General features: G+C 35.2%; 27 protein-coding genes, 1 riboswitch and 2 other annotated features. Of the genes, 9 read left to right on the forward strand and 18 right to left on the reverse strand.

The features are described from left to right. The first annotated feature begins 57 nt into the window (after window positions 1–57). From ACK1U5_RS11250 to ACK1U5_RS11260, 3 genes are all read left to right on the forward strand, one after another. Window positions 58–678 (forward strand): DUF47 domain-containing protein, encoded by a 621-nt coding sequence (locus tag ACK1U5_RS11250; protein ID WP_000231449.1) that lies wholly within the window; start codon window positions 58–60, stop codon window positions 676–678. 11 nt (window positions 679–689) lie between these two features. Then, window positions 690–1,688 (forward strand): inorganic phosphate transporter, encoded by a 999-nt coding sequence (locus tag ACK1U5_RS11255; RefSeq protein WP_000380273.1) that lies wholly within the window; start codon window positions 690–692, stop codon window positions 1,686–1,688. A 117-nt stretch (window positions 1,689–1,805) separates the two neighbouring features. After that, the gene (locus ACK1U5_RS11260) at window positions 1,806–2,606 is read left to right on the forward strand and encodes a sulfite exporter TauE/SafE family protein (protein WP_000455762.1); all 801 of its coding nucleotides are present in this window, start codon (window positions 1,806–1,808) and stop codon (window positions 2,604–2,606) included. 293 nt (window positions 2,607–2,899) lie between these two features. On the opposite strand, the gene ACK1U5_RS11265 is transcribed toward ACK1U5_RS11260, so the two are convergent. After that, window positions 2,900–3,127 (reverse strand): hypothetical protein, encoded by a 228-nt coding sequence (locus ACK1U5_RS11265; protein WP_000883009.1) that lies wholly within the window; start codon window positions 3,125–3,127, stop codon window positions 2,900–2,902. 170 nt (window positions 3,128–3,297) lie between these two features. Here ACK1U5_RS11265 and ACK1U5_RS11270 point away from each other — a divergent pair, with 170 nt between their 5' ends. Continuing rightward, window positions 3,298–3,810 (forward strand): Crp/Fnr family transcriptional regulator, encoded by a 513-nt coding sequence (locus tag ACK1U5_RS11270; RefSeq protein ID WP_000600585.1) that lies wholly within the window; start codon window positions 3,298–3,300, stop codon window positions 3,808–3,810. Window positions 3,811–3,827: 17 nt separating this feature from the next. Here ACK1U5_RS11270 and hmpA read toward each other — a convergent pair whose 3' ends face one another. From hmpA to ACK1U5_RS11285, 3 genes are all read right to left on the reverse strand, one after another. Continuing rightward, window positions 3,828–5,036 (reverse strand): NO-inducible flavohemoprotein, encoded by a 1,209-nt coding sequence (gene hmpA, locus ACK1U5_RS11275; RefSeq protein WP_000947320.1) that lies wholly within the window; start codon window positions 5,034–5,036, stop codon window positions 3,828–3,830. A 159-nt stretch (window positions 5,037–5,195) separates the two neighbouring features. Continuing rightward, on the reverse strand, window positions 5,196–5,714 hold the full coding sequence (locus tag ACK1U5_RS11280) for a hypothetical protein (RefSeq protein WP_000735525.1): 519 nt from the start codon (window positions 5,712–5,714) through the stop codon (window positions 5,196–5,198). A gap of 114 nt (window positions 5,715–5,828) precedes the next feature. Continuing rightward, complete coding sequence (locus ACK1U5_RS11285; RefSeq protein WP_000794488.1) at window positions 5,829–6,926, reverse strand: site-2 protease family protein; 1,098 nt, start codon at window positions 6,924–6,926, stop codon at window positions 5,829–5,831. 150 nt (window positions 6,927–7,076) lie between these two features. Between ACK1U5_RS11285 and ACK1U5_RS11290 the strand changes: the two genes are divergently transcribed. Beyond that, a complete protein-coding gene (locus ACK1U5_RS11290; protein WP_001053357.1) occupies window positions 7,077–7,274 on the forward strand; it encodes a hypothetical protein in 198 nt (65 codons plus the stop codon). Between the two features lie 107 nt (window positions 7,275–7,381). Here the strand turns inward: ACK1U5_RS11290 and ACK1U5_RS11295 are convergent, their stop codons facing one another. Continuing rightward, window positions 7,382–8,236: a hypothetical protein gene (locus ACK1U5_RS11295; RefSeq protein ID WP_000677063.1), complete on the reverse strand. Its 855-nt coding sequence runs from the start codon at window positions 8,234–8,236 to the stop codon at window positions 7,382–7,384. 108 nt (window positions 8,237–8,344) lie between these two features. Here ACK1U5_RS11295 and ACK1U5_RS11300 point away from each other — a divergent pair, with 108 nt between their 5' ends. After that, window positions 8,345–9,121 carry a class I SAM-dependent methyltransferase gene (locus ACK1U5_RS11300; protein WP_000026279.1) on the forward strand — a complete coding sequence of 259 codons (777 nt, stop codon included), beginning with the start codon at window positions 8,345–8,347 and terminating at the stop codon, window positions 9,119–9,121. A gap of 40 nt (window positions 9,122–9,161) precedes the next feature. Here ACK1U5_RS11300 and ACK1U5_RS11305 read toward each other — a convergent pair whose 3' ends face one another. After that, a complete protein-coding gene (locus ACK1U5_RS11305; protein WP_000880630.1) occupies window positions 9,162–9,371 on the reverse strand; it encodes a hypothetical protein in 210 nt (69 codons plus the stop codon). Between the two features lie 272 nt (window positions 9,372–9,643). Next, window positions 9,644–9,902: a binding site (T-box leader), on the forward strand. A 54-nt stretch (window positions 9,903–9,956) separates the two neighbouring features. Between ACK1U5_RS11305 and brnQ3 the strand changes: the two genes are divergently transcribed. After that, window positions 9,957–11,312, forward strand: a complete 1,356-nt coding sequence (brnQ3, locus tag ACK1U5_RS11310; RefSeq protein ID WP_001099143.1) for a branched-chain amino acid transport system II carrier protein BrnQ3 — start codon at window positions 9,957–9,959, stop codon at window positions 11,310–11,312. A 25-nt stretch (window positions 11,313–11,337) separates the two neighbouring features. Here brnQ3 and ACK1U5_RS11315 read toward each other — a convergent pair whose 3' ends face one another. The 9 genes from ACK1U5_RS11315 to gltP form a co-directional block, all read right to left on the reverse strand. Further along, the gene (locus tag ACK1U5_RS11315) at window positions 11,338–11,676 is read right to left on the reverse strand and encodes a DUF3922 domain-containing protein (RefSeq protein WP_002061028.1); all 339 of its coding nucleotides are present in this window, start codon (window positions 11,674–11,676) and stop codon (window positions 11,338–11,340) included. Between the two features lie 173 nt (window positions 11,677–11,849). After that, window positions 11,850–12,482, reverse strand: a complete 633-nt coding sequence (locus tag ACK1U5_RS11320) for a response regulator (RefSeq protein ID WP_000598707.1) — start codon at window positions 12,480–12,482, stop codon at window positions 11,850–11,852. Beyond that, window positions 12,479–13,534 (reverse strand): sensor histidine kinase, encoded by a 1,056-nt coding sequence (locus tag ACK1U5_RS11325; RefSeq protein ID WP_000744326.1) that lies wholly within the window; start codon window positions 13,532–13,534, stop codon window positions 12,479–12,481. Before ACK1U5_RS11325 ends, ACK1U5_RS11320 begins: the two co-directional genes overlap by 4 nt. Next, window positions 13,534–14,274 (reverse strand): cell wall-active antibiotics response protein LiaF, encoded by a 741-nt coding sequence (gene liaF, locus ACK1U5_RS11330; protein WP_000716095.1) that lies wholly within the window; start codon window positions 14,272–14,274, stop codon window positions 13,534–13,536. Before liaF ends, ACK1U5_RS11325 begins: the two co-directional genes overlap by 1 nt. A gap of 106 nt (window positions 14,275–14,380) precedes the next feature. Continuing rightward, a complete protein-coding gene (locus tag ACK1U5_RS11335) occupies window positions 14,381–15,043 on the reverse strand; it encodes a PspA/IM30 family protein (RefSeq protein WP_000814127.1) in 663 nt (220 codons plus the stop codon). Between the two features lie 47 nt (window positions 15,044–15,090). Next, window positions 15,091–15,447, reverse strand: a complete 357-nt coding sequence (locus ACK1U5_RS11340; protein WP_000808640.1) for a lmo0954 family membrane protein — start codon at window positions 15,445–15,447, stop codon at window positions 15,091–15,093. A 191-nt stretch (window positions 15,448–15,638) separates the two neighbouring features. Beyond that, on the reverse strand, window positions 15,639–16,955 hold the full coding sequence (locus ACK1U5_RS11345; protein ID WP_000665492.1) for a Na+/H+ antiporter NhaC family protein: 1,317 nt from the start codon (window positions 16,953–16,955) through the stop codon (window positions 15,639–15,641). 94 nt (window positions 16,956–17,049) lie between these two features. Next, a riboswitch (SAM riboswitch) is annotated at window positions 17,050–17,155 on the reverse strand. Window positions 17,156–17,275: 120 nt separating this feature from the next. Then, window positions 17,276–17,794: a DUF402 domain-containing protein gene (locus tag ACK1U5_RS11350; protein WP_050964624.1), complete on the reverse strand. Its 519-nt coding sequence runs from the start codon at window positions 17,792–17,794 to the stop codon at window positions 17,276–17,278. 68 nt (window positions 17,795–17,862) lie between these two features. Continuing rightward, window positions 17,863–19,137, reverse strand: a complete 1,275-nt coding sequence (gltP, locus tag ACK1U5_RS11355) for a glutamate/aspartate:proton symporter GltP (protein WP_000821130.1) — start codon at window positions 19,135–19,137, stop codon at window positions 17,863–17,865. Window positions 19,138–19,632: 495 nt separating this feature from the next. Between gltP and ACK1U5_RS11360 the strand changes: the two genes are divergently transcribed. Then, a complete protein-coding gene (locus tag ACK1U5_RS11360) occupies window positions 19,633–20,907 on the forward strand; it encodes a murein hydrolase activator EnvC family protein (protein WP_000726079.1) in 1,275 nt (424 codons plus the stop codon). Window positions 20,908–21,008: 101 nt separating this feature from the next. Then, entirely contained in the window at window positions 21,009–21,173 is a 165-nt protein-coding gene (locus ACK1U5_RS11365; RefSeq protein WP_001096002.1) for a hypothetical protein, read from the forward strand. Between the two features lie 27 nt (window positions 21,174–21,200). Here the strand turns inward: ACK1U5_RS11365 and ACK1U5_RS11370 are convergent, their stop codons facing one another. The 3 genes from ACK1U5_RS11370 to ACK1U5_RS11380 all read right to left on the reverse strand — a co-directional run bounded on the left by ACK1U5_RS11370 (window position 21,201) and on the right by ACK1U5_RS11380 (window position 24,325). Next, complete coding sequence (locus tag ACK1U5_RS11370) at window positions 21,201–22,556, reverse strand: sodium-dependent transporter (protein WP_000665430.1); 1,356 nt, start codon at window positions 22,554–22,556, stop codon at window positions 21,201–21,203. Window positions 22,557–22,667: 111 nt separating this feature from the next. After that, window positions 22,668–22,916 (reverse strand) — a binding site (T-box leader). A gap of 64 nt (window positions 22,917–22,980) precedes the next feature. Beyond that, the gene (locus tag ACK1U5_RS11375; RefSeq protein ID WP_069604949.1) at window positions 22,981–23,595 is read right to left on the reverse strand and encodes an NAD(P)-binding protein; all 615 of its coding nucleotides are present in this window, start codon (window positions 23,593–23,595) and stop codon (window positions 22,981–22,983) included. Further along, entirely contained in the window at window positions 23,570–24,325 is a 756-nt protein-coding gene (locus ACK1U5_RS11380; protein ID WP_000648885.1) for a sirohydrochlorin chelatase, read from the reverse strand. The genes ACK1U5_RS11375 and ACK1U5_RS11380 overlap by 26 nt, the downstream gene beginning before the upstream one ends. Between the last annotated feature and the right edge of the window lies 1 nt (window position 24,326).

A 24,326-nucleotide genomic window follows, 5' to 3' on the forward strand; every position in this document is an offset into this window, starting at 1 on the left:
GTTAGAATTGATTAGCCAATATATTTTACATATATTACTTTTGTGGGGGTAACAATAATGGTCTTTAAATCAAAAAAAGATAAATTTTCTGAAATGTTAATGAATGTTTCCGAAAATTTAAAAGAAGGCGCGCAGTTTTTCGTGGAGTATAAAATTAAAAATGCTAGCGATTTAAAAGAGTTTTCTATGCGCATGAAAGAGTATGAGTCAAAAGGTGACTCATTTATTCACGAAATCATTATGGAGTTAAACAAAGCGTTTATCACTCCGATTGAGCGTGAGGACATCCTACAACTTGCAATGAGTATGGATGATGTATTAGACGGATTAGATCACAGTGCTGGTCTGTTCGAAATGTATTCTATTACAGAAGCTGATGAATACATGATTAAATTCGTAGAAGCAATTAATCAATGTGCGATTGAGATTGCAAACTCTGTTGAATTAATGTCTAACAAAAAATTAGTCGACATTCGTACAAATGCGATTAAGATTAAGGATTATGAATCACAGTGTGATGATATTCGCCGTCATGCGATTAAGAACTTATTCTCTCGTGAAAAAGATCCGATTAAGATTATTCAATTTAAAGAGATTTACGAAGAGCTTGAAGAAGTAGCTGATAGCTGTCAAAGCGTTGCAAACGTATTAGAAACAATTATTATGAAGAACGCGTAAGGAGTTTGATCATGGATACACTCTTGATACTGACCGTTTTAGTAGTCATTTGCGCTTTAGCTTTTGACTTTATCAATGGATTTCACGATACAGCAAACGCTATTGCAACGGCTGTTTCAACGAAAGCTCTAAAGCCTAGACATGCCATTATTATGGCGGCTATTATGAACTTTTTGGGCGCAATGACATTTACAGGTGTAGCAAAAACGATTACAAAAGATATCGTTGATCCATTCGCCTTACAAAATGGTTCTCTTGTAATTTTAGCTGCTTTGCTTGCGGCGATAGCTTGGAACTTAATTACTTGGTACTACGGTATTCCAAGTAGTTCTTCGCATGCAATTATCGGCTCAATCGCAGGTGCAGCAATTGCGGCCGCTGGGATTAGCTCGCTAAATCTTAAAGGATTTATTAAAATTATTGAAGCTTTAATCATTTCACCGATTATCGCTTTCGTTATTGGTTATACCGTATACAGTATTTTTAAAGTAGTATTTAAAAACTTTAACTTAACAAAAACGAATAAGAACTTCCGTATATTCCAGATTTTCACTGCAGCATTACAAGCCTACACACACGGTACGAATGATGCACAAAAAGCAATGGGAATCATTACGATGGCACTTATGGCTAATAACTATCATACTTCTAGCGATATCCCGTTCTGGGTACAATTATCTTGTGCTATCGCAATGGGGCTTGGTACTTCTGTCGGCGGATGGAAAATTATTAAAACTGTCGGTGGACAAATTATGAAAATTCGTCCTGTAAATGGTGTAGCTGCCGATTTATCATCATCACTTGTTATTTTCGGTGCAACATTCATTCACTTACCGGTTAGTACGACGCACGTTATCTCTTCTTCTATTTTAGGGGTTGGTGCTTCTCACCGTGTGAAAGGGGTAAAATGGGGAACTGCAAAACGTATGTTAATTACATGGGTTATTACACTTCCTATTTCAGCTTCTTTAGCTGCTCTGTTTTACTACCTATTACATTTTGTTTTCTAATCAAAAGTCGTCTTCCTTATTTTTCTAGGAAGACGACTTTTTTGTGAACAAGCCTATTTCTCATTAAAAAGCGTGTATAATAATTGGTGGATAAGTTATTTAGAGGAGTTGGCAATTTTGGAATACATCATGTTACTTTTCATCGGACTAATCGCCGGAACAGTCGGCAGCCTAGTTGGGCTTGGAGGCGGAATTATTATTGTTCCGTTATTAATTGGATTACACAGTTTATCACCACAACTTGCAGTAGGGACTTCCATGGTAACAGTCGTTTTCACAGGACTATCTTCCACCCTTACTTACATGAAGCATAAGCGAGTAGATTATAAAAGTGGACTTATTTTATTTATCGGAAGCGGCCCTGGTGGTATTATCGGATCATGGGCAAATAAATTTTTAAACCAAGACACATTTTCTTTATACTTTGGGATTTTCCTTATATTCGTCTCAATTCTACTTATGCTTCGAGACAAATTAAAACCTCTTTCCCTCTCAAATACGTCTGTAATTAAGCGTTCTTTTACAGATAATGATGGAAATACTGTACACTACCAATTCCCACCGTTTCTTGCTATCTTTATCGCCTTTATAGTTGGGTTTATATCTGGATTATTTGGAATTGGTGGCGGTGCCTTACTTGTTCCAGCAATGATGCTTCTTTTTGCATTCCCAGCACATATTGCAGTAGCAACTTCAATGTTCATCGTATTTCTATCAGCAATTGTAAGTTCTGCAACTCACATCTCACTTGGAAATGTCAGCTGGATTTATGCATTAATCCTGATTCCGGGTGCATGGATTGGCGGAAAAATCGGGGCTTACATTAATACAAAACTAAGTGGCAACGCCGTAATTAATTTATTACGTATTACGTTGATTATTCTTGGAACTAGATTAATCATTATTTCCCTTTTATAACGTATTCTTTTTAGAATGCGTTTTTCTTATACACATGAATATAAAAATCCTCCGAGGAGAACAAATAAAATTAAACAAACACATAATAACATATAATTTGAAATATGTACTTTCTTCAAGTTGACCACTCCTATAACTGCGACTGTTATCTTTATGATAGCGAAAAAATAGTTCACTTGCAGTTACAGAGTGCTAACAATGCAAAATCAATTATTACAAATTTTATCCTTATATTTCATTTCTTTGTATATTCTATCGATTTAATAAAAAAAGATGTCATATTGACATCTTTTTTAATGAAGAAGTGACCACCCCATGAAGTCTTCATGTACTTGGCACGCCCTCTTATCGTTTCGATCATATAATTCAGCATAGCTATCTGTTTCTTCATCATAAGCCATCGTATAAATAATTTGGCCGTCTACTTCAACGGATAAAACGACTCCACCTTTCATCTCTTCTACATGAATGATAGCATTCGCCGGAATTCTCATATCCGTCATTCTCATCGCATCTAACAATATACTAAACCCCCTACAGCGTATTCATTGCTAGTACTATTACACACTAAATAGTATACTACTGTAATAGCATACATTTCGTCAATGAAATTGCTGTTGAAATAGCATATTGTCTATATACATATACGCTAAAATAGAAGAAATAGAAACATATTAATGGGGGGCTAACATTGATTCTACACAAAGGAGATGTACTATTCCGTCAAGGCGAGGACGGTCCTTTATACTTTATAAAAACAGGCTTATTAAAAGTAGTTCGGCTAGAAGAAGACGGAACACCATTTTTATTCAACATTATCGTTCCAGGTGAAACGATACCTCATCATTCTTTAATTTCACCGAAAGAATATCACGGTACAGCTATCGCTTTAATAAAAACAGAAGTGGAACCGATTACTAGTAGTGAATGGTACGAGAGACTTCAAGCAAATCCCGAATCGTATGCTAACATCGCTATGCAATTGCAATCTAAATTAAGAATGATGCAACAACGAATTGATCAATTGACAACCGTCTCTCCGAAAGAACGTCTTCATCGTTTACAAGAATGGTTCACCCTATATTTAGGTGACATTCCTATATATGAAATATTAACACAAACCGAAATTGGTCAACTGATAGGTATACGTCGTGAAACAGTAAACCGTTTATTACGAGAACAAATAAAAAACGAGGTAAAATAAATACCTCGTTTTTTTGCTTATTGTAAGCTTGTTGCTGGGCCGAAAAATTCATAATGAATATGCTCTTGTTTCACACCTAAATCAGTTAGTGCAGCATTTATATGCTTCATAAATGCTACTGGACCACAGAAATAAAACTCTGCTTCAGTTGTCGGAATAATAGTTTTTAACCATTCACTTTCAATGAAACCTTCTTTATCAAAGTTCTTCATTTCTAAATCTTTTTCAGTCGGTGCAGAATAACAAGTATATGCTTTAACTTGTTCATATTCATTTTCTACTGCCTTAACGTCTTCTTTCATTGCATGTGTATTACTATTTATTGCTGCATGAACAAAATATACATTACGTTTTGAATCTTGCTCAATTAACGTATTTAACATACTCATCATCGGTGTAATCCCTACTCCACCACTAATTAGTACAACTGGTAATGTTGAATCCATATTTAACACGAAATCTCCCGCTGGTGCACTTACTGGTAAAACATCTCCTTCTTTTACATGTTCATGTAAGTAATTAGACACTTTACCGTCTGGTGTATCTACACCTTTTTCTTTTTTTACACTAATACGATAATATTCTTTCCCAGGAGCATCGGATAAACTATATTGACGATTATGTGTATATGTCTCACCTTCAATATTGATTTGAACCGTTACATATTGACCTGGGATGAATGAAGAAACTTTCCCTCCATCTTCAGGTTTCAAATAAAATGACGTAATAACATCGCTTTCCTTCACTTTTTTAACAATCACAAAGTTGCGGAAGTCTTTCCATCCACCTTCTTTATGTGCAGCTTCTTCATACATCTCTGCTTCAATGCTAATGAATGCATCAGCAATGACACCATATGCTTCTCCCCATGCATTTAAAACTTCATCAGGTGCACCTGCGACCTCTTTAATGGCACGTAGTAAACATGTACCTACAATCGGGTAATGCTCTGCTTTAATACCTAAACTTCTATGCTTATGACCAATTTGTTTTACAACTGGAATAATAGCTTCTAAATTATCAATGTACGTTGCAGCTGCATAAACAGCATTCGCTAACGCTTGTTGTTGTCTTCCCTTTTTCTGATTTGTATGGTTGAAAATATTCAATAACTCCGGATGTTCCGAAAATAAAATTTCGTAAAATCTCGTTGTAATTTCAACGCCTTTTTCTTGTAATAATGGTACTGTTGACTTTACGATTTCAATTGTTTTTGCACTTAACATTGTATCCCACTCCTCTATTTCCTTAACTGTTTTTAGTTTAACTGAATCTTATAATGCAGATTGTGATTTTAATCACTATTAACACGGTGTTTTTGTGAATAATATATGAACATTGTATTTACAAAAGAAAATAAGCTAACTAGAATTCTAGCTAGCTTATTATTTTGTTTGTATAGCTTGTTCAATTACTTTTATATCTTTCCCATCGCCAAACTCCGTATATCCCCAGATATTCGTTTCACCTCTATATTTATTTACGATAATATCCAAGTCATGATATACACGGTGGGCATACACTACATACTCAATATTTTGAAGTTCCACACCTTTTTTTACAATTTCATAGCTTCTATTTACATCGCGTTTTATTTTTTCATTCTTTATTTCCATGTGTATATTTTTTAAAGATTGTTCTTGCTGTTGAAACCATTGCTTAAATTGATTCCAATCCCCGTCTGTATAATTCTCTGCTTTACCGTAATTTAAGAAATTATTATAGCTTTCATGTGTCATTCGAATAAAATTTAGCACTTTTGTCTCTTCTTGCACATCTTCTATTTGAGCTATTGTATTTACCTCAGCAGGCTTATTCGCATAATGTAACAGCACTTTCATAAGACTATAGCTTGCAATGATCATCACGATAATAATCCCGAATACACTTAACAATTTCTTCATATACAGAACTCCTTCTCTACTAAAAATATTACAATGTATGACTATACTTGTAACTTTCTCTCGTAGAAATATAATTCCTGTATAAATTCTTCCTATCATTTCGACAATATTTTTCTATACATTTCTCGTTGGCAAATGTTCTTGTAAAACAATATATCCTTCATAAGCTGTGTAACCGAGTATAGCCATTAATCCGATATAACAAGCAAATACTGTCCATTTCGTTTTCGCATCCACTTTATAATAGTTTTCTTGTTGTTCCTTTTCTGTTTTCCATTCATTTAATTTTCTTTCTGACGCTTCAAATGCTTCCCTTATGTGAATTGTATACTCATCTTTTTCATCTTCATATGGAACATAATCTAACGGTTCGAACTTCGGTAAAAGATACTCTAACACTTCCATTTTTTGAAGTTCACCTATTTGTAACTCTTTTTCCCGTTCTCTTTGTCTTAATGCATTCATCTCATGATGCATCACGTATATAGTCCGATGTACAGCACCCGTTTCTTTTAATTCCTCTTCAAGCCTAGTAACATATTCTTTCATCCCATCAATTTTATGCCCTAATTCCTTAATCGGCTCATCTCTCTTTATTACTCTATATAACTCCATACAACCGATAATAACAATAAATCCTCCCAAAATACTTTTAAAGTAAATTGAATAGCCAAGTAATAAAATAAGGCCTGCTCCCCAAATTTTAGTACTGACAACTGAAATAATTCGCCCACCATCTAGCGGCGAAACGGGAATTAAATTAAAGAAATTAATCATACTTCCAAGCAAAATAACAAGCGCCCAAAATGGCTCTTTCGTCATTATATAAAGCGGTATCGCTGGTAAAAATGACAAAAGTCCGAAAAACGGACCCATATAGGCAATGTAAGCTTCATCTTTCGCATTTTTCGGCATCTCTTTCATTCCAATAAGGGCCCCCATAAATGGAATAAAGATTGCTGGCGATGTTGGGATCCCCTTTCTTTTCGCAGCCCATAAATGGCCCATTTCATGAACAAACAACAAATAAATGAGCGCCACTCCAAATTTCCAACCATATAGAACTGCGTATGCGCCAAGCGATAGAAACATACTAAATACCGTTGAAAACTTTGCTAATTTAAAAATTGCAAATACCCACTTTAACTTAGACAGTAAAAATAGACCTATCGCAACAATAATTCCCCATAATCCTTTTTTATTATTTTTCATATTCCTCTCCTTTATCTCTCATTAATGAATCATATCATTCATCAAAGCTTGTTCTTTTCTCTATTATGACATATTTTTTTCTATTGTTAGAAATAATGTTTATATAATCCATTTTCAGCCAAAAATATAAATAAAAGGAGGTGTACACAAATGAATTTACAATCTCTTATAATAGGTGCTCTATCGTTTTTAGCTTCAACTCTTATTTTTTATACCGTTAGTTACGTATTATTATTAGATTTGTTGCCCAATCACGTATTTATTGCCCTTGTCATCCTTTCCGCTCTTATGATTTCTTTTCTTATTACACGAAAATCAATGAATGAGCCATCTACAAAAGCAAAGTAATAGAGAGGGGTGCTTTCCCCTCTCTATTATCATTTCCTAGGAAAGGTCATATAGATTTGACGAGTTTACATTCATTCCAATCCGTAAGGGCTAATTAAAGTCTCACTTTATCTTTGAAAATTCATTTTTTCACCATAATCTTTAACAATCTGAATTATATTTTGAAACACACCTATTTTTTCTTTTTCACTGTTTAATATTTTCAAATCATAATTTTCGTAATATGTTTCTAATGATTTTAATTGTGATTCTGAAGCGCTTTTTATCGGAACAGTAGCATGTAATTCATATTGCTTATACCCTTCCTTTACTTTTTCACCTAAAATCATTTCACTCTCTTTTGCTCCAATTAATTTTTGAACTTTTTCTGGAAAATTGAGTTGCAAATAATATTCTTGCTCCTTCACTAACTTATTGTATAGTGATTGTGAAATCGTATACCGTACCGTATAATTCACGTTTTGATCGCCTGTTTTAATATGAAACGCGGTAATCTGCAAATCTTTTTTTGTTACTTCCGTTAAAGGGCTTACCTGCATCTCATCTTCTTTTTGTTCTGAGACATTTGGAAATATATCCAAAAGCTTTTCCGTATCTTTTTCATTCAACATATACATAGCTTTCTTATATTGCACCCATCCTCGTCTATCTTCTCCCCTTAACCATGCATAATAAGTTTCTTTTTTCCCATCTCTACTAATTTGTATTTCATATTCAGGTTCACCGAAGCTTCCTGTTATTTCTTGTTTCTCAGCTTTATTCAAAATGTCTATTACTAACTTCGCTTCTGATTCCTGCAACTTTTTCTCTTTATGTTTTTTTTGTATAACGGTTACCCCTATTGTTTCTTTCACTTCATTCACCGTCTCTTCTACTTTTTTTGTTTCTTTTTTCGGCTCAACTTGACCACAAGCTGCTAGTAACATAACAAACAACAACACCAATACATATTTCCCTTTCAAATTAATCCTCCTCTTACGATAAGAAATCCTTATAATCTTCATACACAAAACAAAAACGTGACATCCTATTAAATACGCTATACTAATCATTGAAAGGAGGTCTTTATCATGTCCATTAATTTTCATGATGAAAATAATAAGTACACATATGCAACAAGAAACGCTCATATTTCTTGGGCTGAAATGGTAAAAAACATTACAGAAATACAAAACAAGCAAATAATTGATATCGGCTGTGGTGGTGGGATTTATACGAAAGAACTCGCTCTTATGGGAGCCAAAAATGTTGTGGGACTTGATTTTTCAAAAGAAATATTACAAGCTGCAAAAGAAAATTGTAACAACTTTTCAAACATTTCATTCATCCACGGTGATGCACATAATATCCCATACCCTAATGAAACATTCGACATAGTTATTTCGCGTGCAGTTATTCATCATTTACAAGACATTCCTACATTTTTACGTGAAGCTTCTCGTATATTAAATAAAAACGGTTTACTTATTTTACAAGATCGAACAATTGAAGATTGTACAATTCCAGGAAGTCCCGAACACATTCGCGGATATTTTTTCTCTCTATTTCCAAAACTTATTGAAATAGAGTCAAAAAGACGTCCAAAAACCAACACTATACAGACAGAATTACAAAAACATTCTCTTCATGTACTTCCCGCACAAACACAATGGGAAATACGAAAAATACATGATTCTGTAGAAGCATTATTGCAAGATTTATCTCCTCGAACAGGTCGATCTATTCTATATGAGTTAACAGATGATGAACTTTCTCAACTTCTACAACATATACAGACCGCATTACAAAACGTCTCTCCTATTATTGAAAGAGATCGATGGACAATTTGGAGCGCCATGAAGTTGTAAGGAAGGAAGCCTCACAAAATAATGTGAGGCTTCCTTTCTTTCATAATCTAATTTTGCAACACTCTTGATATCCTCCACTTCTGGCCTGTGCACTTCCACACTTCGGACATACTAAATATCTAGACTGATTTGTCAACAAACTACCTTTTTGAAAGAGTAAAACTTCTGCTTGTTTAAACGAACGCGAATAATATAACCACATAAAACCAATTATAGCAATAATGCCAAATAATACTCCCATCGCAAGCATTTCAGTCACCTCTTTTGGTTTGTTCTTTCCAGCAAGTGGATTGTTGTATTATTCTCTATAAATTCAAACAATCCCTTCTTCACTCCTATAAATATCAATTTTCTCTATAAAATTTACAATTCTCCGCAAATTTTCACTACCATTTTACAATTCATCATTTCCTTTACAACAACGAATATCACTTTCGATATTTCCGTATATAAATATATCTTTCAAAAAACATATTGACTTTCTAAAAAAAACATGCAACAATACTGTCAGAATACTTGAATAAAAATTCATTGACGAGAACGAGTACGTTATAGAACTGTTCCCCAGAGAGTTGGCGATTTGCTGAAAGCCAACGTTCAGCGCGTAACCGAAAATCATCTCCGAGAAGTAGAACCGAATGTTACAGTAAGTTCTTACCGGCCGTCCCCCGTTACAAGGAACACGTATCATGTTGTACGTTGCAAAGCCGTATACATATAGATTTATTTCTACATGTGTAAATTAGGGTGGTATCGCGGGTAAATATAACTCGTCCCTTTCTTTAGGGACGAGTTTTTTGTGTTCTTACAAATGAATAAAAAAGGAGGAAAAACAATGAACACTGTATCAAAAAAACATATTTTTTTCACGGGTCTTATGCTATTTTCTTTATTTTTTGGGGCAGGTAATTTAATTTTCCCTCCCATGCTTGGCCAAAATGCAGGTGAAAACTTTTGGCCAGCAATGATTGGATTTTTACTAACAGGAGTTGGCTTACCACTACTAACTGTTATCGCAATTTCTCTATCTGGAAATGGAATGCAGCAACTTGCAAGTCATGTTCATCCATTATTCGGAATTTTCTTTACAGTAATTGTATACATTGCTATCGGTCCATCTATGGGCATCCCACGTGTTGCAAATGTCGCTTATGAAATGGGGGTTAGTTCTTTCTTACCAGAAACAATCCGCTCTAGCAGCCTAGTGCTATTTGTATATACAATCATCTTCTTTACTATCGTATTTTGGCTGAGTTTGAATCCATCTAAACTTGTTGATCGTATTGGAAATGTATTAACACCTATTTTATTACTCTCTATTTTCTTATTGTTTGTTAAAAGTGTATTTACACCACTTGGGCAATCAGGACCAGCAATGCAAGAGTATCAAACTTCTCCAATCTTCAAAGGCTTTATGGAAGGCTACTTAACAATGGACACTATTTCAGCACTTGCATTCGGAATTATCGTTGTAAATGCAATTCGCTCTAAAGGTGTGAATGATCGTAAGTCCATTGCCATCGCCACAGCAAAAGCAGGGCTTATTGCCGCTACAGGGCTCGTACTTGTATACGGTGCACTCGGCTGGCTTGGGGCAACTAGCGTCTCGCTCGGATATGCAAAAAATGGCGGACAGCTACTTACTGTTATCGTACAACAATTATTCGGTCCATACGGTTTGCTCCTATTATCTCTTATCGTTACACTCGCTTGTTTAACGACATGCGTTGGACTCGTATCTGCGTGCAGCCAATATTTTTCAACATTATTGACTACATTTTCATACAAAACGTTCGCGAGTATCATTTGCGCATTAGGATTACTAGTTGCCAACTTAGGTTTAACGAAAATTATCGCAATCTCTGTTCCAATTCTACTTGTTGTGTATCCAATTGCGATTGTACTCGTACTACTATCATTACTTCATAAATACTTCGGTGGATATCGCTCTGTTTATGTAGGTGCTTTAATTGGAGCAGCTGTAGTGAGCGTATTTGATGGATTAAAACAAGGTGGTATTTCAGTTTCATTTATCACACCATATTTTGAATTTATCCCTTTATATAATGAAGGAATCGGCTGGCTAATACCAGCATTAGTAGGAGCTCTTATTGGTCTTGCAATGGCTAAGTTAAGCGGTACGAAAAAAGTTCCATTAGTAACCGAATCTCACGAAGTAAAAGCCTCCTAAAAAAAACTCCCAAAAGGGAGTTTTTTTACATTTGATACGCAGTATGATTAAAACTGCTTATTTTATAAGCCTTCGTATAATATTCAATATTCGTATCAACTGTTTCTACCTTGACAACATCATAGTGCTCTTCTTGCTTTACTAAAAATAAATAGTATTCCTCTGTAGCCTCAATAATCGCAATTTTATCTGTTTCAACATTATATTGTTCACAAAGCGCTTGTAATGCGTTCACATAATCCCCTAATTTTTTAGACTTATCCATTCCGAATATAGTTTGAACTAACATATACATTCTCCCCTTTATATGTACTGTTAACACCTCAATGATAACGCTTACATTATTTATCGTCAATAAAAACATTCAATAGTTTTAACGCCAAATCTATATTGTATCGAGCCAATAATCAGCGAGGAATTCCCCGCCAATTAAAGTTTCACTTTATCCCGCATTAACTGCCCGTAAAAGCCCGATTGGTGAGGGCTGATAATCAGTGGGGGAGGAACAACCTCCCCACTGATTAAAGTTTCACTTTATCACTTCGTTAATTGATGCCTAAATGCATAAATAACCGCCTGAGTACGGTCACTTACATTCAATTTATTTAATATATTACTCACATGTGTCTTTACCGTTTTCAGTGCAATAAATAACTCGTCCGCAATCTCTTGATTACTTTTTCCCTCTGCGATTAATAACAAAATCTCAAACTCTCTTTCCGTTAAATCATCATGCAAAGGTTGCTCTTTCTTTTGACGCATACGGGACATCATTTTCCCGGTAACTTTCGGCTCTAATACTGTTTCTCCATCATAAGTAGCTCGTACAGCATCAGCAATATCACTTGCTCTTGATGTTTTTAATAAGTAACTGGTCGCCCCAGCCTCAATAACAGGATACAATTTTTCGTCATCTAAAAAGCTTGTTACAACTACAATTTTTGCTTCTGGCCATTCTTGAATAATAGCACGTGTTGCTTCGACACCATCCATCTCATCCATAACAAGGTCCATTAAAATAATATCCGGCCTTAATTGCAATGCTAATTCTGATCCTTTTCTTCCATTCTCAGCTTCCCCTACTACTTCAATATCTGGCTGTGTCGATAAATATGCCGATACACCCATACGAACCATTTCATGATCATCGACAAGCAATACTTTTATCATACTTCTCCCCCTCTCTCAATCATAATCGGTACTTTTACTTCTATTTGTGTACCTTTGGCCGGGAAACTAAGTACCTTAAGTGTCCCACCAATTTCATGAACACGCTCTTGCATCGATCTTAGGCCATATGAACCAGCCTTATTAACCCCTACTTCAAACCCAACGCCGTCATCAATGATTTTTAAAATCGCATATTGATCAATTTTTCGAAGGCGCACTTCTGTTTTCTTTGCCTTCGCGTGTCGCAACGTGTTTGATAGCGCTTCTTGCACAATACGGAATAAATGATCTTCTACACCTTTTTTTAATTCTATTGGCTCAATAAGCCATTCAATTTTCATATGTTGTTTTCGCGATAATTCCGTTAATAATTCCTCTATACCTTCTGTCAGTTTCTTACCTTCCAATTGTACAGGACGTAAATGAAGGAGCAATGCTCTCATTTCTGATTGAGCATTTACAACCATATTTTCAACAAGTTGCAATTGTTTTTTTGTCACATCTGGAAATTCAGTTATTTGTTCATTAATCGCTGACATCATCATCGACATTGCGAAAAGCTGCTGACTTACTGAATCATGCAACTCCCTTGCTAAACGATGCCTTTCTTGAGAAATCGCTTCTTGTCTCATCTCTTCATTCCAATGAGCTCGTTCATTCGTTACTTTTTGAAAGAGTCCAGCTTGCTCCTCTAATCGACGAGCCAGAACGATTACTTTTCGTTCCACTTCATGAAATTCATCATCTGCAGTAAACGAAACATCGCTCGGAAAATTCCCTCGCTCTACTTCAAATAGAAAAGTATTTAATCCTTGTATACGCTGCTCTATATAATAACCGATTGCATATCCTACAATTCCCCCGATAAGTAAACTTGTAGTCATAATAAACAAGCCAATTGGAACAGAAGCGATGGATTCCTTCCATAATAAATCATACACTTGTTGCTCGCTTTTCCATACATATACAATTGTACAAATGAGTGCGATACTAACAGAGGACAACATAGAATAACGAATATACATCCACGAAATATTTTTTTGTTTCTTCATTATACTTTCCTCACTTCCGTATCGCCTACGACAAGCGAAGAAATAATTTTAATACGTCGAGGAGCCTCTTTATACTGCTCTGTTCTAAATGTAACATTGCGGTTAAACCCTGTCTCTTCATGACCTGGCAAGAGCACACGTCCGACAATAACAGAATGATTTAAAGAAAGTTCAATATCATACGGCACATATAAACGAATATTACCAACGACACCCCGAATAACAATTACCGTTTCCCCTTCTGGAATCATAGCAGTTGTTAAATCTATTTCCACATCACAAGCACCATATTGAACATTAATATCCTCAAGTTCATAAATATGATCCATCATTCGCACATTGCCTACAAACATATTTTTCAAATATGTTTCTGTACGATATATTTGCTTCTCTTCGTCTATAATCCCTTTTTCTTTAATTTCAACCTTCATTGCTTTTTGCTGATGCCCTTGTTGAATCAATTGATAACCAATTAAAGCTAAACAAGCAAATACGACAAGAACAAATGCTGCTGATGAAAATAAGAAAAATAAAAATACGATACCACCAACAAATAAAAATACATTTCCCCGTACATAACGATTCTTTTTACGATAATGCCTTCCAAACATAAGCATAATAAATGCAAAAATGAGACCACCTGGTTCAAAATGTCCAAGTATCATATCAAGAAAAAGACCGAATCCAAATATGATGAGGAGCATCCCCATTAATTGTGTCTTTGAAAAATGTTTCTTCATTTCAGCTCCCCCCTTCTTGTCACATATACATAGAAGAAAAGGCATTGCTTTCCAACACCTTTTCTCCTATCACTATATCATAAGCCTGTTTTATAATATACTACTATTATTTTGTTAACTCTTTCGTTAACGATACATCATTCTTTTCTTTCATTTCACGCTCAAGTTTTGCAATTTTCATATCAAATGTATCACGCTCATGCTCTTCATTCATACGAGTTTCTAAGTCACGAATGTGATCTTCAATTTCTTCAAATCGTAAGAACGGATTATTTTCATCCATTTTATGCATCGCAGTATTCATACGACGATTTGCATGTGCCATATTTTCACGTGCCATTAGTTCCATACGCTTTGCGTGCATTTCTTTTAATTTATTTTTCATTTCAGAAAGACGACGCTCTAACTCATCAATTTGCTCTACAACACCTGCATACATTTCTTCTAATCGAGTTACTTGACCTTCATAATAAGCTACCTCTTCTAACGCACGTTCGTGCAATTGCAATTCGCCTGCTTCTTGAGCAATGATAGCTTGCTTTGATCTTTTATTAACGAAATAACGTGCTTGCTCAAGCTCACGAGCAAAATTAGATTTTAATGTTTTATGACGCTCAATTAACTTCTCAATTTTTGTTATTTCACGCTCACTATCACGTAAATATTGGTTTAACATCGCAATTGGATTTTTTCTTTCCTTCTCATCTAACACGTTATGAAAATCAGCTAAAATTGCATCGCGTACACGTCCGAATAAAGATTGTTTCATTATAAATCTTCCTCTCTTCTACTTTTTTTATAATTTGATTTATTGTTTTAGTTTTTCATTAATTTGTTCCACTCATCTTCAAAGTTGCTATATGGTTTAGAACTTTCTGGAGCAGATTCAACAACTACATCTTTTTCTTTTTTCCACTCACGGTATCCGTAGTATAAAACCACTAAAGCAGCGATACCGATTAATGCTGGCGAATGAGAAAGTGCAATGGATAAACCGATTAAACCAACAATCCCCCAAGCTAACTTTCCAAAAAATGATTTAGCTCGCACAAATGATTTATAGCTCCAATATACAACTCCTGCTCCGATTGCAAATCCTACAATACCAGCAAGACTACCAAGAGCAATTAAAGCCAAAATACCGGCTGCGATAAACGCTAGAAATTGTTTCATCTTGTGCTTGCCTCCCTTCGATTTGATACTCTTATCTTAACTATTTTTTCATCTTTCCATAACGAGCTTAAGAACCGTTTTTAACTCAGACTTAAGACCGAGTCATATTCAGCCCTTTACAGCCCTTTACGCAAAAAAACGTGCAGAGTCTATCCTCTGCACGTTTTTTAATTACTAACATTCATATTAAATTAAGCTGTTTTATGATACTCTTTTTTCTCAGCTACTTTCGAAAACCTTGGAAACCCAATTAAAATAGAAGCAATCCCACATACTCCAACTAAGATTGGATAAAATGCATATGGCAACAATTCAACCGGAGATAACGCTGCAAATCCTGCTGCCGTTAACATTTGGGCACCGTACGGAATTAATCCTTGCACACAACATGAGAAAAGATCTAATACACTCGCTGATTTACGAGGGTCTATTTCATATTGATCTGCAATATTTTTTGCAAGCGGGCCTGTAAAGATAATTGAAATCGTATTATTCGCTGTACACATATTCGTCATACTCACTAAACCAGCAATACCAAATTCCGCTCCTTTTTTCGAACGAATATTACGTGTTAATATATTCATTAAATATTGAATACCACCATTATATTGGATTAATTCAACCATACCGCCAATTAATATAGCAAGTAATACTAACTCCATCATACCGCCCATTCCAGTCGTTACACTTTTAAAGAAACTTTCTAACGTGTAACTTCCATCTATAAGACCGATAACACCAGATAGTACAGTTCCACCAGTTAATACAATAAGTACATTCCAGCCAAGTAGCGCTGTAATCAGTACTCCTGCGTACGGTAAAATCTTTATCCAATCAAAGCTATGTGCTTTAATCTGCGTGTCACTCCCTGAAGTAACTATTACTAATAGTACAATTGTAATAATAGCTGCTGGTAACACAATTAAAAAGTTCGTTTTAAACTTATCTTTCATTTCTGTTCCTTGTGAACGAACAGCTGCGATTGTTGTATCTGAAATAAATGATAAATTATCACCAAACATCGCTCCGCCAACAACAGTAGCCATTGCAAGCGCAATTGAGATATCAGTTTGACCACTAATACCTACAGCAATCGGCGCTAATGCTGCAATTGTTCCCATTGAAGTTCCCATCGCTAATGAAATAAATGCACCAATAACAAAGATTCCAGCTACGATAAATCCTGGCGGTAAAATAGTTAACGCTAAATTAACAGTTGAGTCTACTCCACCCATTCCTTTAGCAGTTTCAGAAAATGCACCTGCAAGCACAAAAATTAATACCATAATCATAATATCCGGATTTCCTGCACCTTTAGCGAACCGCTCTACTTTCACATTAAAACTTTCTTTACGATTCATCACTAAAGCGACTCCTACAGCAATTGAAATCGCTACAAGTATCGGCAATTTATAGAAATCACCTGTAATAATCCCAGAACCAATAAATAGCGCCAAAAATATCCCAAGTGGTAATAAAGCTAAACCATTTCCTCTCGTTTCTTTCAAAGTACCATCTCTCCTTAGTTTCAACCTTTTTCTAATGAATAACAAAAGACCTCTTCCGATGAGAAGAGGTCTTATACATCTATAAGAAACGCTCTTCTCATCTTTCAAGCACACGCTTGCTGGATTTGGCACAGCACTCTGAAATCGAGTCCGCTGCCGAGGCATCGTAGGGCCAGTCCCTCCGCCTCTCTTTATAAGAAGGTTTCATATTTATTTTTTAATAATAATTTCTTCCCTAACTTTACTCGCTTACAAAACAAAAGTCAATTATTTTTTGTATAGATTTTTTTGGTAATTATACAAAAATTTGAATACAACAATCATTTTAACTTTTCTATTTCTTCTTTTAATATTGAAATCCAATAAAATTCACTATTTTTTATTGTTGCTAATATCCATTTCGTAGTGTACCAAGCTAACTCATACTCTTCCTTCGTGACATCGCCACTTTTATAAGCATCCTCTAGCTCCTCTTCATCTAATACATACACCTTACCGCTAGGTAATAATACTACATCTAAATATAAATCATCAAAATAAGGTAAACCACGATCATCTATTTTATATTCTTTCGCCACATCGATATAATATTGCACTAATTTTTTCTGATCATCTAACATAGCGGTAATCGCAAAGTTTTTCCCGTCTATGAAATATTGAATCCACGTATACTGATCCGCTGCAATACAAAGTTCTTCACCATCATATTCTTTACAACTAGACTCTCTCACCTTTTTTATATCCAGTATTCCGAGCATTCCCTCTTCCACTTGCTTAACCGTATAACTCTTTTCTATTAGTCTCTTCCACGAAGAACCGTCACCATATTTACGTTTCATTATGTCTGCTCCTCTTCTATATACAGAAAAGCTCCCACATATTATGTGAGAGCTTGTTCATATTATAATTAAGCCGCTTGACCCTTTTCAGAAATCTCTTTTAAATAAGCTTGTCCTTTTTCAGCGTCATATTGACCTTCCCACTTAGACATAACTACAGCTGCTAAAGAGTTTCCTACAACGTTAACTGCTGTACGAGCCATATCTAAAATACGGTCAATACCAGCAATGAACGCTAAGCCTTCAGGTGGAATACCTACTGTACCAAGTGTCGCTAATAATACAACGAATGATACGCCCGGTACACCTGCGATACCTTTTGATGTAACCATTAATACAAGCAATAATGTAATTTGTTGTGTAATAGATAAATCAATACCGTACATTTGCGCTAAGAAAATAGCCGCAATTGCTTGATATAAAGTTGATCCATCTAAGTTAAATGAATAACCTGTCGGAATAACGAAAGATGTAATTGCTTTCGGACAACCGAATTTCTCCATTTTCTCCATGATTTTTGGTAAAACTGTTTCTGAGCTTGCTGTAGAATACGCTAAGATCAGCTCGTCTTTTAAAATCTTAAAGAATTGGAAAATGTTGATTCCAAATATTTTCGCTGTAAGTCCTAAGACAACTACGACGAAGAAGATCATTGCCCCATATACGACAATTAGTAATTTCCCTAATGGAATTAATGAAGCAAGACCAAATGTAGAAACTGTAACACCAATTAGTGCAAACACACCAAATGGTGCAAATTTCATAACTTGGTTTGTTACGTAAAACATTGCGTCAGCTACACCTTGGAAAAATTGAAGAACTGGTCTTCCTCTTTCACCAATTGCTGCTACACCTAAACCAAATAGTACAGAGAAGAAGATAATAGCAAGCATATCTCCGTCAGCTAACGACTTCATAATGTTCGTTGGAACAATATTTACAAACGTATCTGCAAATGAATGACTTTGTACTTGCTCTGTCGTATGTGTATATTTCGAAATATCTGTCTTTGTTAACTGCTCCATATTTACGCCTTTTCCTGGTTGGAAAATATTCGCTATTAATAGACCAACAATAATTGCAATTGTTGTAATAATTTCAAAGTAAAGAATTGTTTTTCCGCCTAGTCGACCTAGTTTTTTAACATCGCCAACACCAGCAACCCCAACAACAATACTTGCTACAACAATCGGTACAACGATCATTTTAATTAATCGGATGAAAATATCACCAATTGGTTGTAAGTACTTCACAACAGCTGGATTATCAAAGAAAATCGCCCCAACCGCAATACCAAGCGCAAGCCCTATTAATATTTGCCATGCAAGTCCTATTCTTTTCATATTTGTTGTAACCCCCTCTTCGATGTGTCACTCTATCTCTCATTCTATCTCTATAAAACTAAGAAATTAAGAGTATTACATATTATTCGACAATTCACTACATTTTGTCCCTGTTAAAAATCATAAATCAAAAATTTAAATCTGACAACAAAATAACTTTGCCCGAACACAAATAATTTTCTTGACAAAAAGCAGACCCATGTCAGAAAACCTAACATGAGAACGATTCCTCACTAGTGTTTTATTAGCTTTCCAAGTAATATTTCACCTCATAAAAACGATTACTTTCCTTCTTCATTTTACAGATTAATTCCAAAATATACCTTTGTTACACATATGAATAAAATGTATGTACTATGACAATTACAGTTAAAAAATGATAAATTCCGACAAAACTTAGCAATTTTATAAAGTTTTCTTTACATTATGATTACAACGATAGACACTCTTCTTCTTATGATATATAACATTCATAGAGAAAGGAGTCAGACAACTATGAAAAAGAAATTTGCAGCGTTTAGTGTTTTAGCAGCAGGAACGATTTTTGCTTCCCCGTTACTTTCACCCGTATACGCTGAAACAAATCAAGATAAATTATCTAACATTCAATCTGAATTAGAAGGCAAACAAAGTGACTTACAAAATAAATCAGTCGAGAAAGAACAAATAGAAAAAGAAATTCAAGAATTACAGAAGAAAATTGATGAATTAACTACTTCTATTAATAAAAACGAAGCTGAATTAAACGATACAAAAAAAGAAATTAGCAAAACTCAACAAGTAATTGCTGACAAAAAGAAACATATAGAACAATTACAAACAAACATAGATACACGTCAGGAAGTTATTAAACAACGATTACAATCTATGCAAGAAAAACCGCGTACCAATATCATTACAGAGGTACTAACAAATTCTTCAAATATTGCCGATCTTGTTGATAATATGTACTCCGTAAGTTTAATATTAAACAACGATACAGATATTGTAAAAAAACAAACATCTGATCAAAATGCTGTAACGTCAGAAAAAGAGGCTGTTGAGAAAAAAGAACAACAACTGAAAGAATCTGAGCAAAAACTAGAACAAAAACAGCAAGAATTACAAAATAACCAACAACAGCAACAAACTCTTATTAACGATCTACATACGAAAGTAGCAAAAGTAGATTCAGAGATTGAAGGATTAGAAGAATCCAAAGGCATTTTAGAAAATCAACGTCAAGCTGTTCAAAAAGCAATTGAAGAAGAAAAACGTGCCGAAGAAGCTCGTAAAGCGGAAGAAGCTCGCCAGGCAGAAGAGGCTCGCAAACAACAAGCTACTAAATCTGCTCAAGCAACTCAAGCGGCCCCAACACCACATGATACAAATATCGGTGGCTTTATCAAACCAGCAGCTGGATCAAAAACTTCCGGATTTGGTGTACGTTCTTTAGATAATCATAAAGGAATTGACATCGCTGCTTCGGGAACGGTTCCAATTATCGCCGCTGCAGATGGCGTTGTTATTCGTTCAGAATTATCATCTAGTTACGGAAACGTAGTGTATTTATCTCACCGTATAAACGGAAAAACATATACGACAGTATATGCTCATATGAATAGCCGTTCTGTATCGAATGGACAAACTGTAAAACAAGGCGATCAGCTTGGATTTATGGGGAACACGGGCCAATCATACGGACAACATTTACACTTCGAACTTCATCTTGGAGAATGGAATGTCGGCAAGACAAACGCAGTTGACCCATCTCCTTATATCGGATTATAAAAAACCTCGGTGCCTACCGAGGTTTTTTATTTACACTTCACACAATATAGGCATTCTACATAGACTATAACTAAATGCCTATAGTTTACGGGGTGATCAATATGAATACGCAATTACAACAAAAAATAGAAGAAGCTAGAGAGACGTATATTGGCCGGATATTTACATTTGGCGGCTCAGTATTATTTTTAATCGGTTCATTCCTTGCAGTCACTACAGCCTATAAAGCATATAATCGTTTATTACACTCATCAACATCCACATAAAAAAAGACGGGAGATCCCCGCCTTTTTTTATGCAAACATTTTAAATACACCTATCGCATTTAAAAATACAATTATTACAGTTACCGGAATAACATAACGAAGTAAGAAGAACCAAATGTTAAATAACGTTTTCCCCTTCGTTTCCGTCACTTCTAATTCTTTCATCAATAACTCTTTACTCATTTTATTTGGTACAAATAATGAAATAGCTAGTACTCCTAACGGCAGCAATACGTTACTGACCGAAAAGTCGACTAAATCAAAGAATGTTTTCCCAAATATTTTCACGTCACTCATAATCCCAAATGATAACGCCGATGGAATACCGACTGCAAAAATAAGAATACCGATTAATAATGATGCTGATGGACGCTTCTTCTCATTACCTTTCGCAACAGATGCTACTACAATTTCAAGCATTGAAATTGCTGATGTTAAAGTCGCAAAGAAGAATAAAATTAAAAACATAATAAAGAAAAATTGACCAAATGGTATTTTTGCAAATACTGCTGGAAGGACGATAAACAGTAGTCCTGGTCCTTCAGTCGGTTTAACTCCCAACGCAAAAATCGCTGGGAAAATTGCTAATCCTGCAAGTACTGTAACAAAAACCGTTAAACTTACAATAGATGTTGCTGATTTCGCTAAATGTTCCTCTTTCTTTAAATACGAACTATACGTTACCATTACCGAGGCACCTACAGTTAGCGAGAAGAAAGATTGTCCCATCGCATATAAAATCGTATCTGCTGTAAGCTTTGAAAAATCTGGCTTTAAGAAGAACTCTACTCCAGCAAAAGCACCATCGAGTGTTAGCGCACGAACAATAATCGCAATAAATAAAATAAATAATAGCGGCATCATGTACTTACTTGCCTTTTCTATACCTTTCTCTACACCTTTACTTACAACAAAAATCGTACAAAGCATAAAGATAAATTGTGCTCCAATCGCGCTTAATGGATTTGAAATCGTTTCACCGAACAATTGTCCATAATCAGCTGCTCCATTCCAGAAACTTCCTGTCACACTATAATATAAATAAAGTAAAATCCATCCACCTACAACACTATAAAAAGATAGTACACTAAAACAAGTAACAACTCCCATACGACCAATCCAAGGATATAATTTGCTATTTGGCACTAGTACTTTATAAGCTGTAACCGCCTCTTTTTGCGTGCTACGTCCAATAACAAACTCCGCTATTAGAAGAGGCATACCTATAAATAAAGTTAATAGTAAAAATACAAGGAAGAATGCGCCTCCCCCGCCATTACCTGCAACATATGGAAATTTCCATATCGCACCAAGACCTACTGCGGCTCCGGCTGCTGCGAGTACAAAGCCTATTTTCGACGTCCATTGCTGTGTTTCTTTCATCATAAATTCTCCTTTTCTGAATATTTAAACTTTTGTTAATTATACACTTTCATTTCATACTCGCACACCTCCTTTAGAAAATAAAAAAGTCCCCTACACGCAAATATGCATGTAGAGGACGATATATGTAATGTAAATACCGTGGTACCACCTCAATTGGATTGATAAATCCCACTTGTTCAAGTACAGGAATAATTCCGATACTCTATCCTTTTAACGGCGGAACCCGGGTTGCCTACTACAATGTTCAACATACCTCTCGCAAGCCCATTCTGTATATTTTATCGTACCGGGCTCCCACCTAACCCCAGCTCTCTGAACGCATCAAATATACGTACTCTTCTTGCTCATCGATTTTATCTATTGAAGTTACTTGTGATTATAAATTATATTTTTATATTTGTAAAGCTCACTTTATCTTTTATTATTTTAAAACCTTTTCCTCTAATTCTCGTAAAAAACTTTCTCTTTTCCCCTCGTTTTGCACATATACTGATTTCAACACTTCTTGGAGCAATATATTTCGCTCTCTCTTTTCTAACTGTAAATCTTTTAACTTCACCCTTACTTCATATAAAAAAACTAAATACGATTCATATGTCTCATCATATTTATTTGCAATCTCATCTCGAATTTTTTTTGCGAGCTTAGGGCTCGCTCCCCCAGTAGAAACTGCTATATTAAGTAAACCACGATGAATCGCTGCCGGAAAATGAACATTACCACTTTCCGGATTTGTAATAACATTTACTAATTGATTCTCGGCGGCATCTTCAGCAACTTGTTCATTTAATATTGAATCACTACTCGCTGCAACAACTAAAAAAGCACTTTTAATATCACTTTTCTCATATTCTCTTTGATACCAACGAATTTTCTTTTCTTCCACAAGTTTTACTAAATTCGCATCTAATTCTGGACTTATCACAACTATATCCGCACCCTGTTTGAGTAAAGGAATAATTTTAAATCCTGCAACTTTTCCCCCACCAATAACAACAACGCGTTTCTCATTAACTCGCACTGTAAGTGGATACATACTGATCTCCTTTCAATAACTCCGTCGTTTTCTGAATTAACATATCTTGAAACGCTTCATTCTTCCCTAAATATGGACTGATTTTTATCTCTCCCAATTCATATTGGCGCACTTCTTTCTCAATATGTTTCATAAGTAAACCTGTAAATAACAAGTAAGGCAGTACAACGATGTTCTTTTCTTTTTGTTCTACAACTTCCTTTAATTTCTCCTCAAATTTTGGCTCTGCAGCCGCTAAATAACAAACTTCTACTTTTTTAACCTTCTCTTTTGTTTGAAATAAAGAAGCAATCCAGTTTATATCTCTTAATACTTCAGGATCACTGCTCCCTCTTGCAACAAGAAGTAACGTCACTTCATTTTTATCTTCCTGTTCGATGCCACTTCCGCTATACACCGATTTAACAAGTGTTTCTGATACACCAAACGGATTACCATAGGTCACTTTAACATCCGAAAATTGATTGGTTAATTTTTCTAATTCAAAAGGGATATCTTTTTTTACATGCCCTGCCGCTAATAAAAAAACAGGGATAGCAATAATCTCAGTGGCCCCACGCTTCACACATGTACGAAAACCATCTTCAATAGAAGGATTCGCTAACTCTAAAAAACAAACTTCTTGAATAGTCGCTTCTATACGGCTCATACACGATGTAATAAATTGAATCGCCTCTTCTTTCGCTGTCTTCAAACGACTTCCATGACATATATATAAGACGGCTTTCATT

The organism is Bacillus sp. XB1, from assembly GCF_053557995.1.

Bases quoted from the DNA above. Each gene is read 5' to 3' on its own strand.
- ACK1U5_RS11250 (WP_000231449.1), top strand. From the start codon at position 58: ATGGTCTTTAAATCAAAAAAAGATAAATTTTCTGAAATGTTAATGAAT.
- ACK1U5_RS11255 (WP_000380273.1), top strand. From the start codon at position 690: ATGGATACACTCTTGATACTGACCGTTTTAGTAGTCATTTGCGCTTTA.
- hmpA (WP_000947320.1), bottom strand. From the start codon at position 5,036: ATGTTAAGTGCAAAAACAATTGAAATCGTAAAGTCAACAGTACCATTA.
- ACK1U5_RS11280 (WP_000735525.1), bottom strand. From the start codon at position 5,714: ATGAAGAAATTGTTAAGTGTATTCGGGATTATTATCGTGATGATCATT.
- ACK1U5_RS11285 (WP_000794488.1), bottom strand. From the start codon at position 6,926: ATGAAAAATAATAAAAAAGGATTATGGGGAATTATTGTTGCGATAGGT.
- ACK1U5_RS11290 (WP_001053357.1), top strand. From the start codon at position 7,077: ATGAATTTACAATCTCTTATAATAGGTGCTCTATCGTTTTTAGCTTCA.
- ACK1U5_RS11300 (WP_000026279.1), top strand. From the start codon at position 8,345: ATGTCCATTAATTTTCATGATGAAAATAATAAGTACACATATGCAACA.
- ACK1U5_RS11305 (WP_000880630.1), bottom strand. From the start codon at position 9,371: ATGCTTGCGATGGGAGTATTATTTGGCATTATTGCTATAATTGGTTTT.
- brnQ3 (WP_001099143.1), top strand. From the start codon at position 9,957: ATGAACACTGTATCAAAAAAACATATTTTTTTCACGGGTCTTATGCTA.
- ACK1U5_RS11315 (WP_002061028.1), bottom strand. From the start codon at position 11,676: ATGTTTTTATTGACGATAAATAATGTAAGCGTTATCATTGAGGTGTTA.
- ACK1U5_RS11320 (WP_000598707.1), bottom strand. From the start codon at position 12,482: ATGATAAAAGTATTGCTTGTCGATGATCATGAAATGGTTCGTATGGGT.
- ACK1U5_RS11325 (WP_000744326.1), bottom strand. From the start codon at position 13,534: ATGAAGAAACAAAAAAATATTTCGTGGATGTATATTCGTTATTCTATG.
- liaF (WP_000716095.1), bottom strand. From the start codon at position 14,274: ATGAAGAAACATTTTTCAAAGACACAATTAATGGGGATGCTCCTCATC.
- ACK1U5_RS11335 (WP_000814127.1), bottom strand. From the start codon at position 15,043: ATGAAACAATCTTTATTCGGACGTGTACGCGATGCAATTTTAGCTGAT.
- ACK1U5_RS11340 (WP_000808640.1), bottom strand. From the start codon at position 15,447: ATGAAACAATTTCTAGCGTTTATCGCAGCCGGTATTTTGGCTTTAATT.
- ACK1U5_RS11350 (WP_050964624.1), bottom strand. From the start codon at position 17,794: ATGAAACGTAAATATGGTGACGGTTCTTCGTGGAAGAGACTAATAGAA.
- gltP (WP_000821130.1), bottom strand. From the start codon at position 19,137: ATGAAAAGAATAGGACTTGCATGGCAAATATTAATAGGGCTTGCGCTT.
- ACK1U5_RS11360 (WP_000726079.1), top strand. From the start codon at position 19,633: ATGAAAAAGAAATTTGCAGCGTTTAGTGTTTTAGCAGCAGGAACGATT.
- ACK1U5_RS11365 (WP_001096002.1), top strand. From the start codon at position 21,009: ATGAATACGCAATTACAACAAAAAATAGAAGAAGCTAGAGAGACGTAT.
- ACK1U5_RS11370 (WP_000665430.1), bottom strand. From the start codon at position 22,556: ATGAAAGAAACACAGCAATGGACGTCGAAAATAGGCTTTGTACTCGCA.
- ACK1U5_RS11375 (WP_069604949.1), bottom strand. From the start codon at position 23,595: ATGTATCCACTTACAGTGCGAGTTAATGAGAAACGCGTTGTTGTTATT.
- ACK1U5_RS11380 (WP_000648885.1), bottom strand. From the start codon at position 24,325: ATGAAAGCCGTCTTATATATATGTCATGGAAGTCGTTTGAAGACAGCG.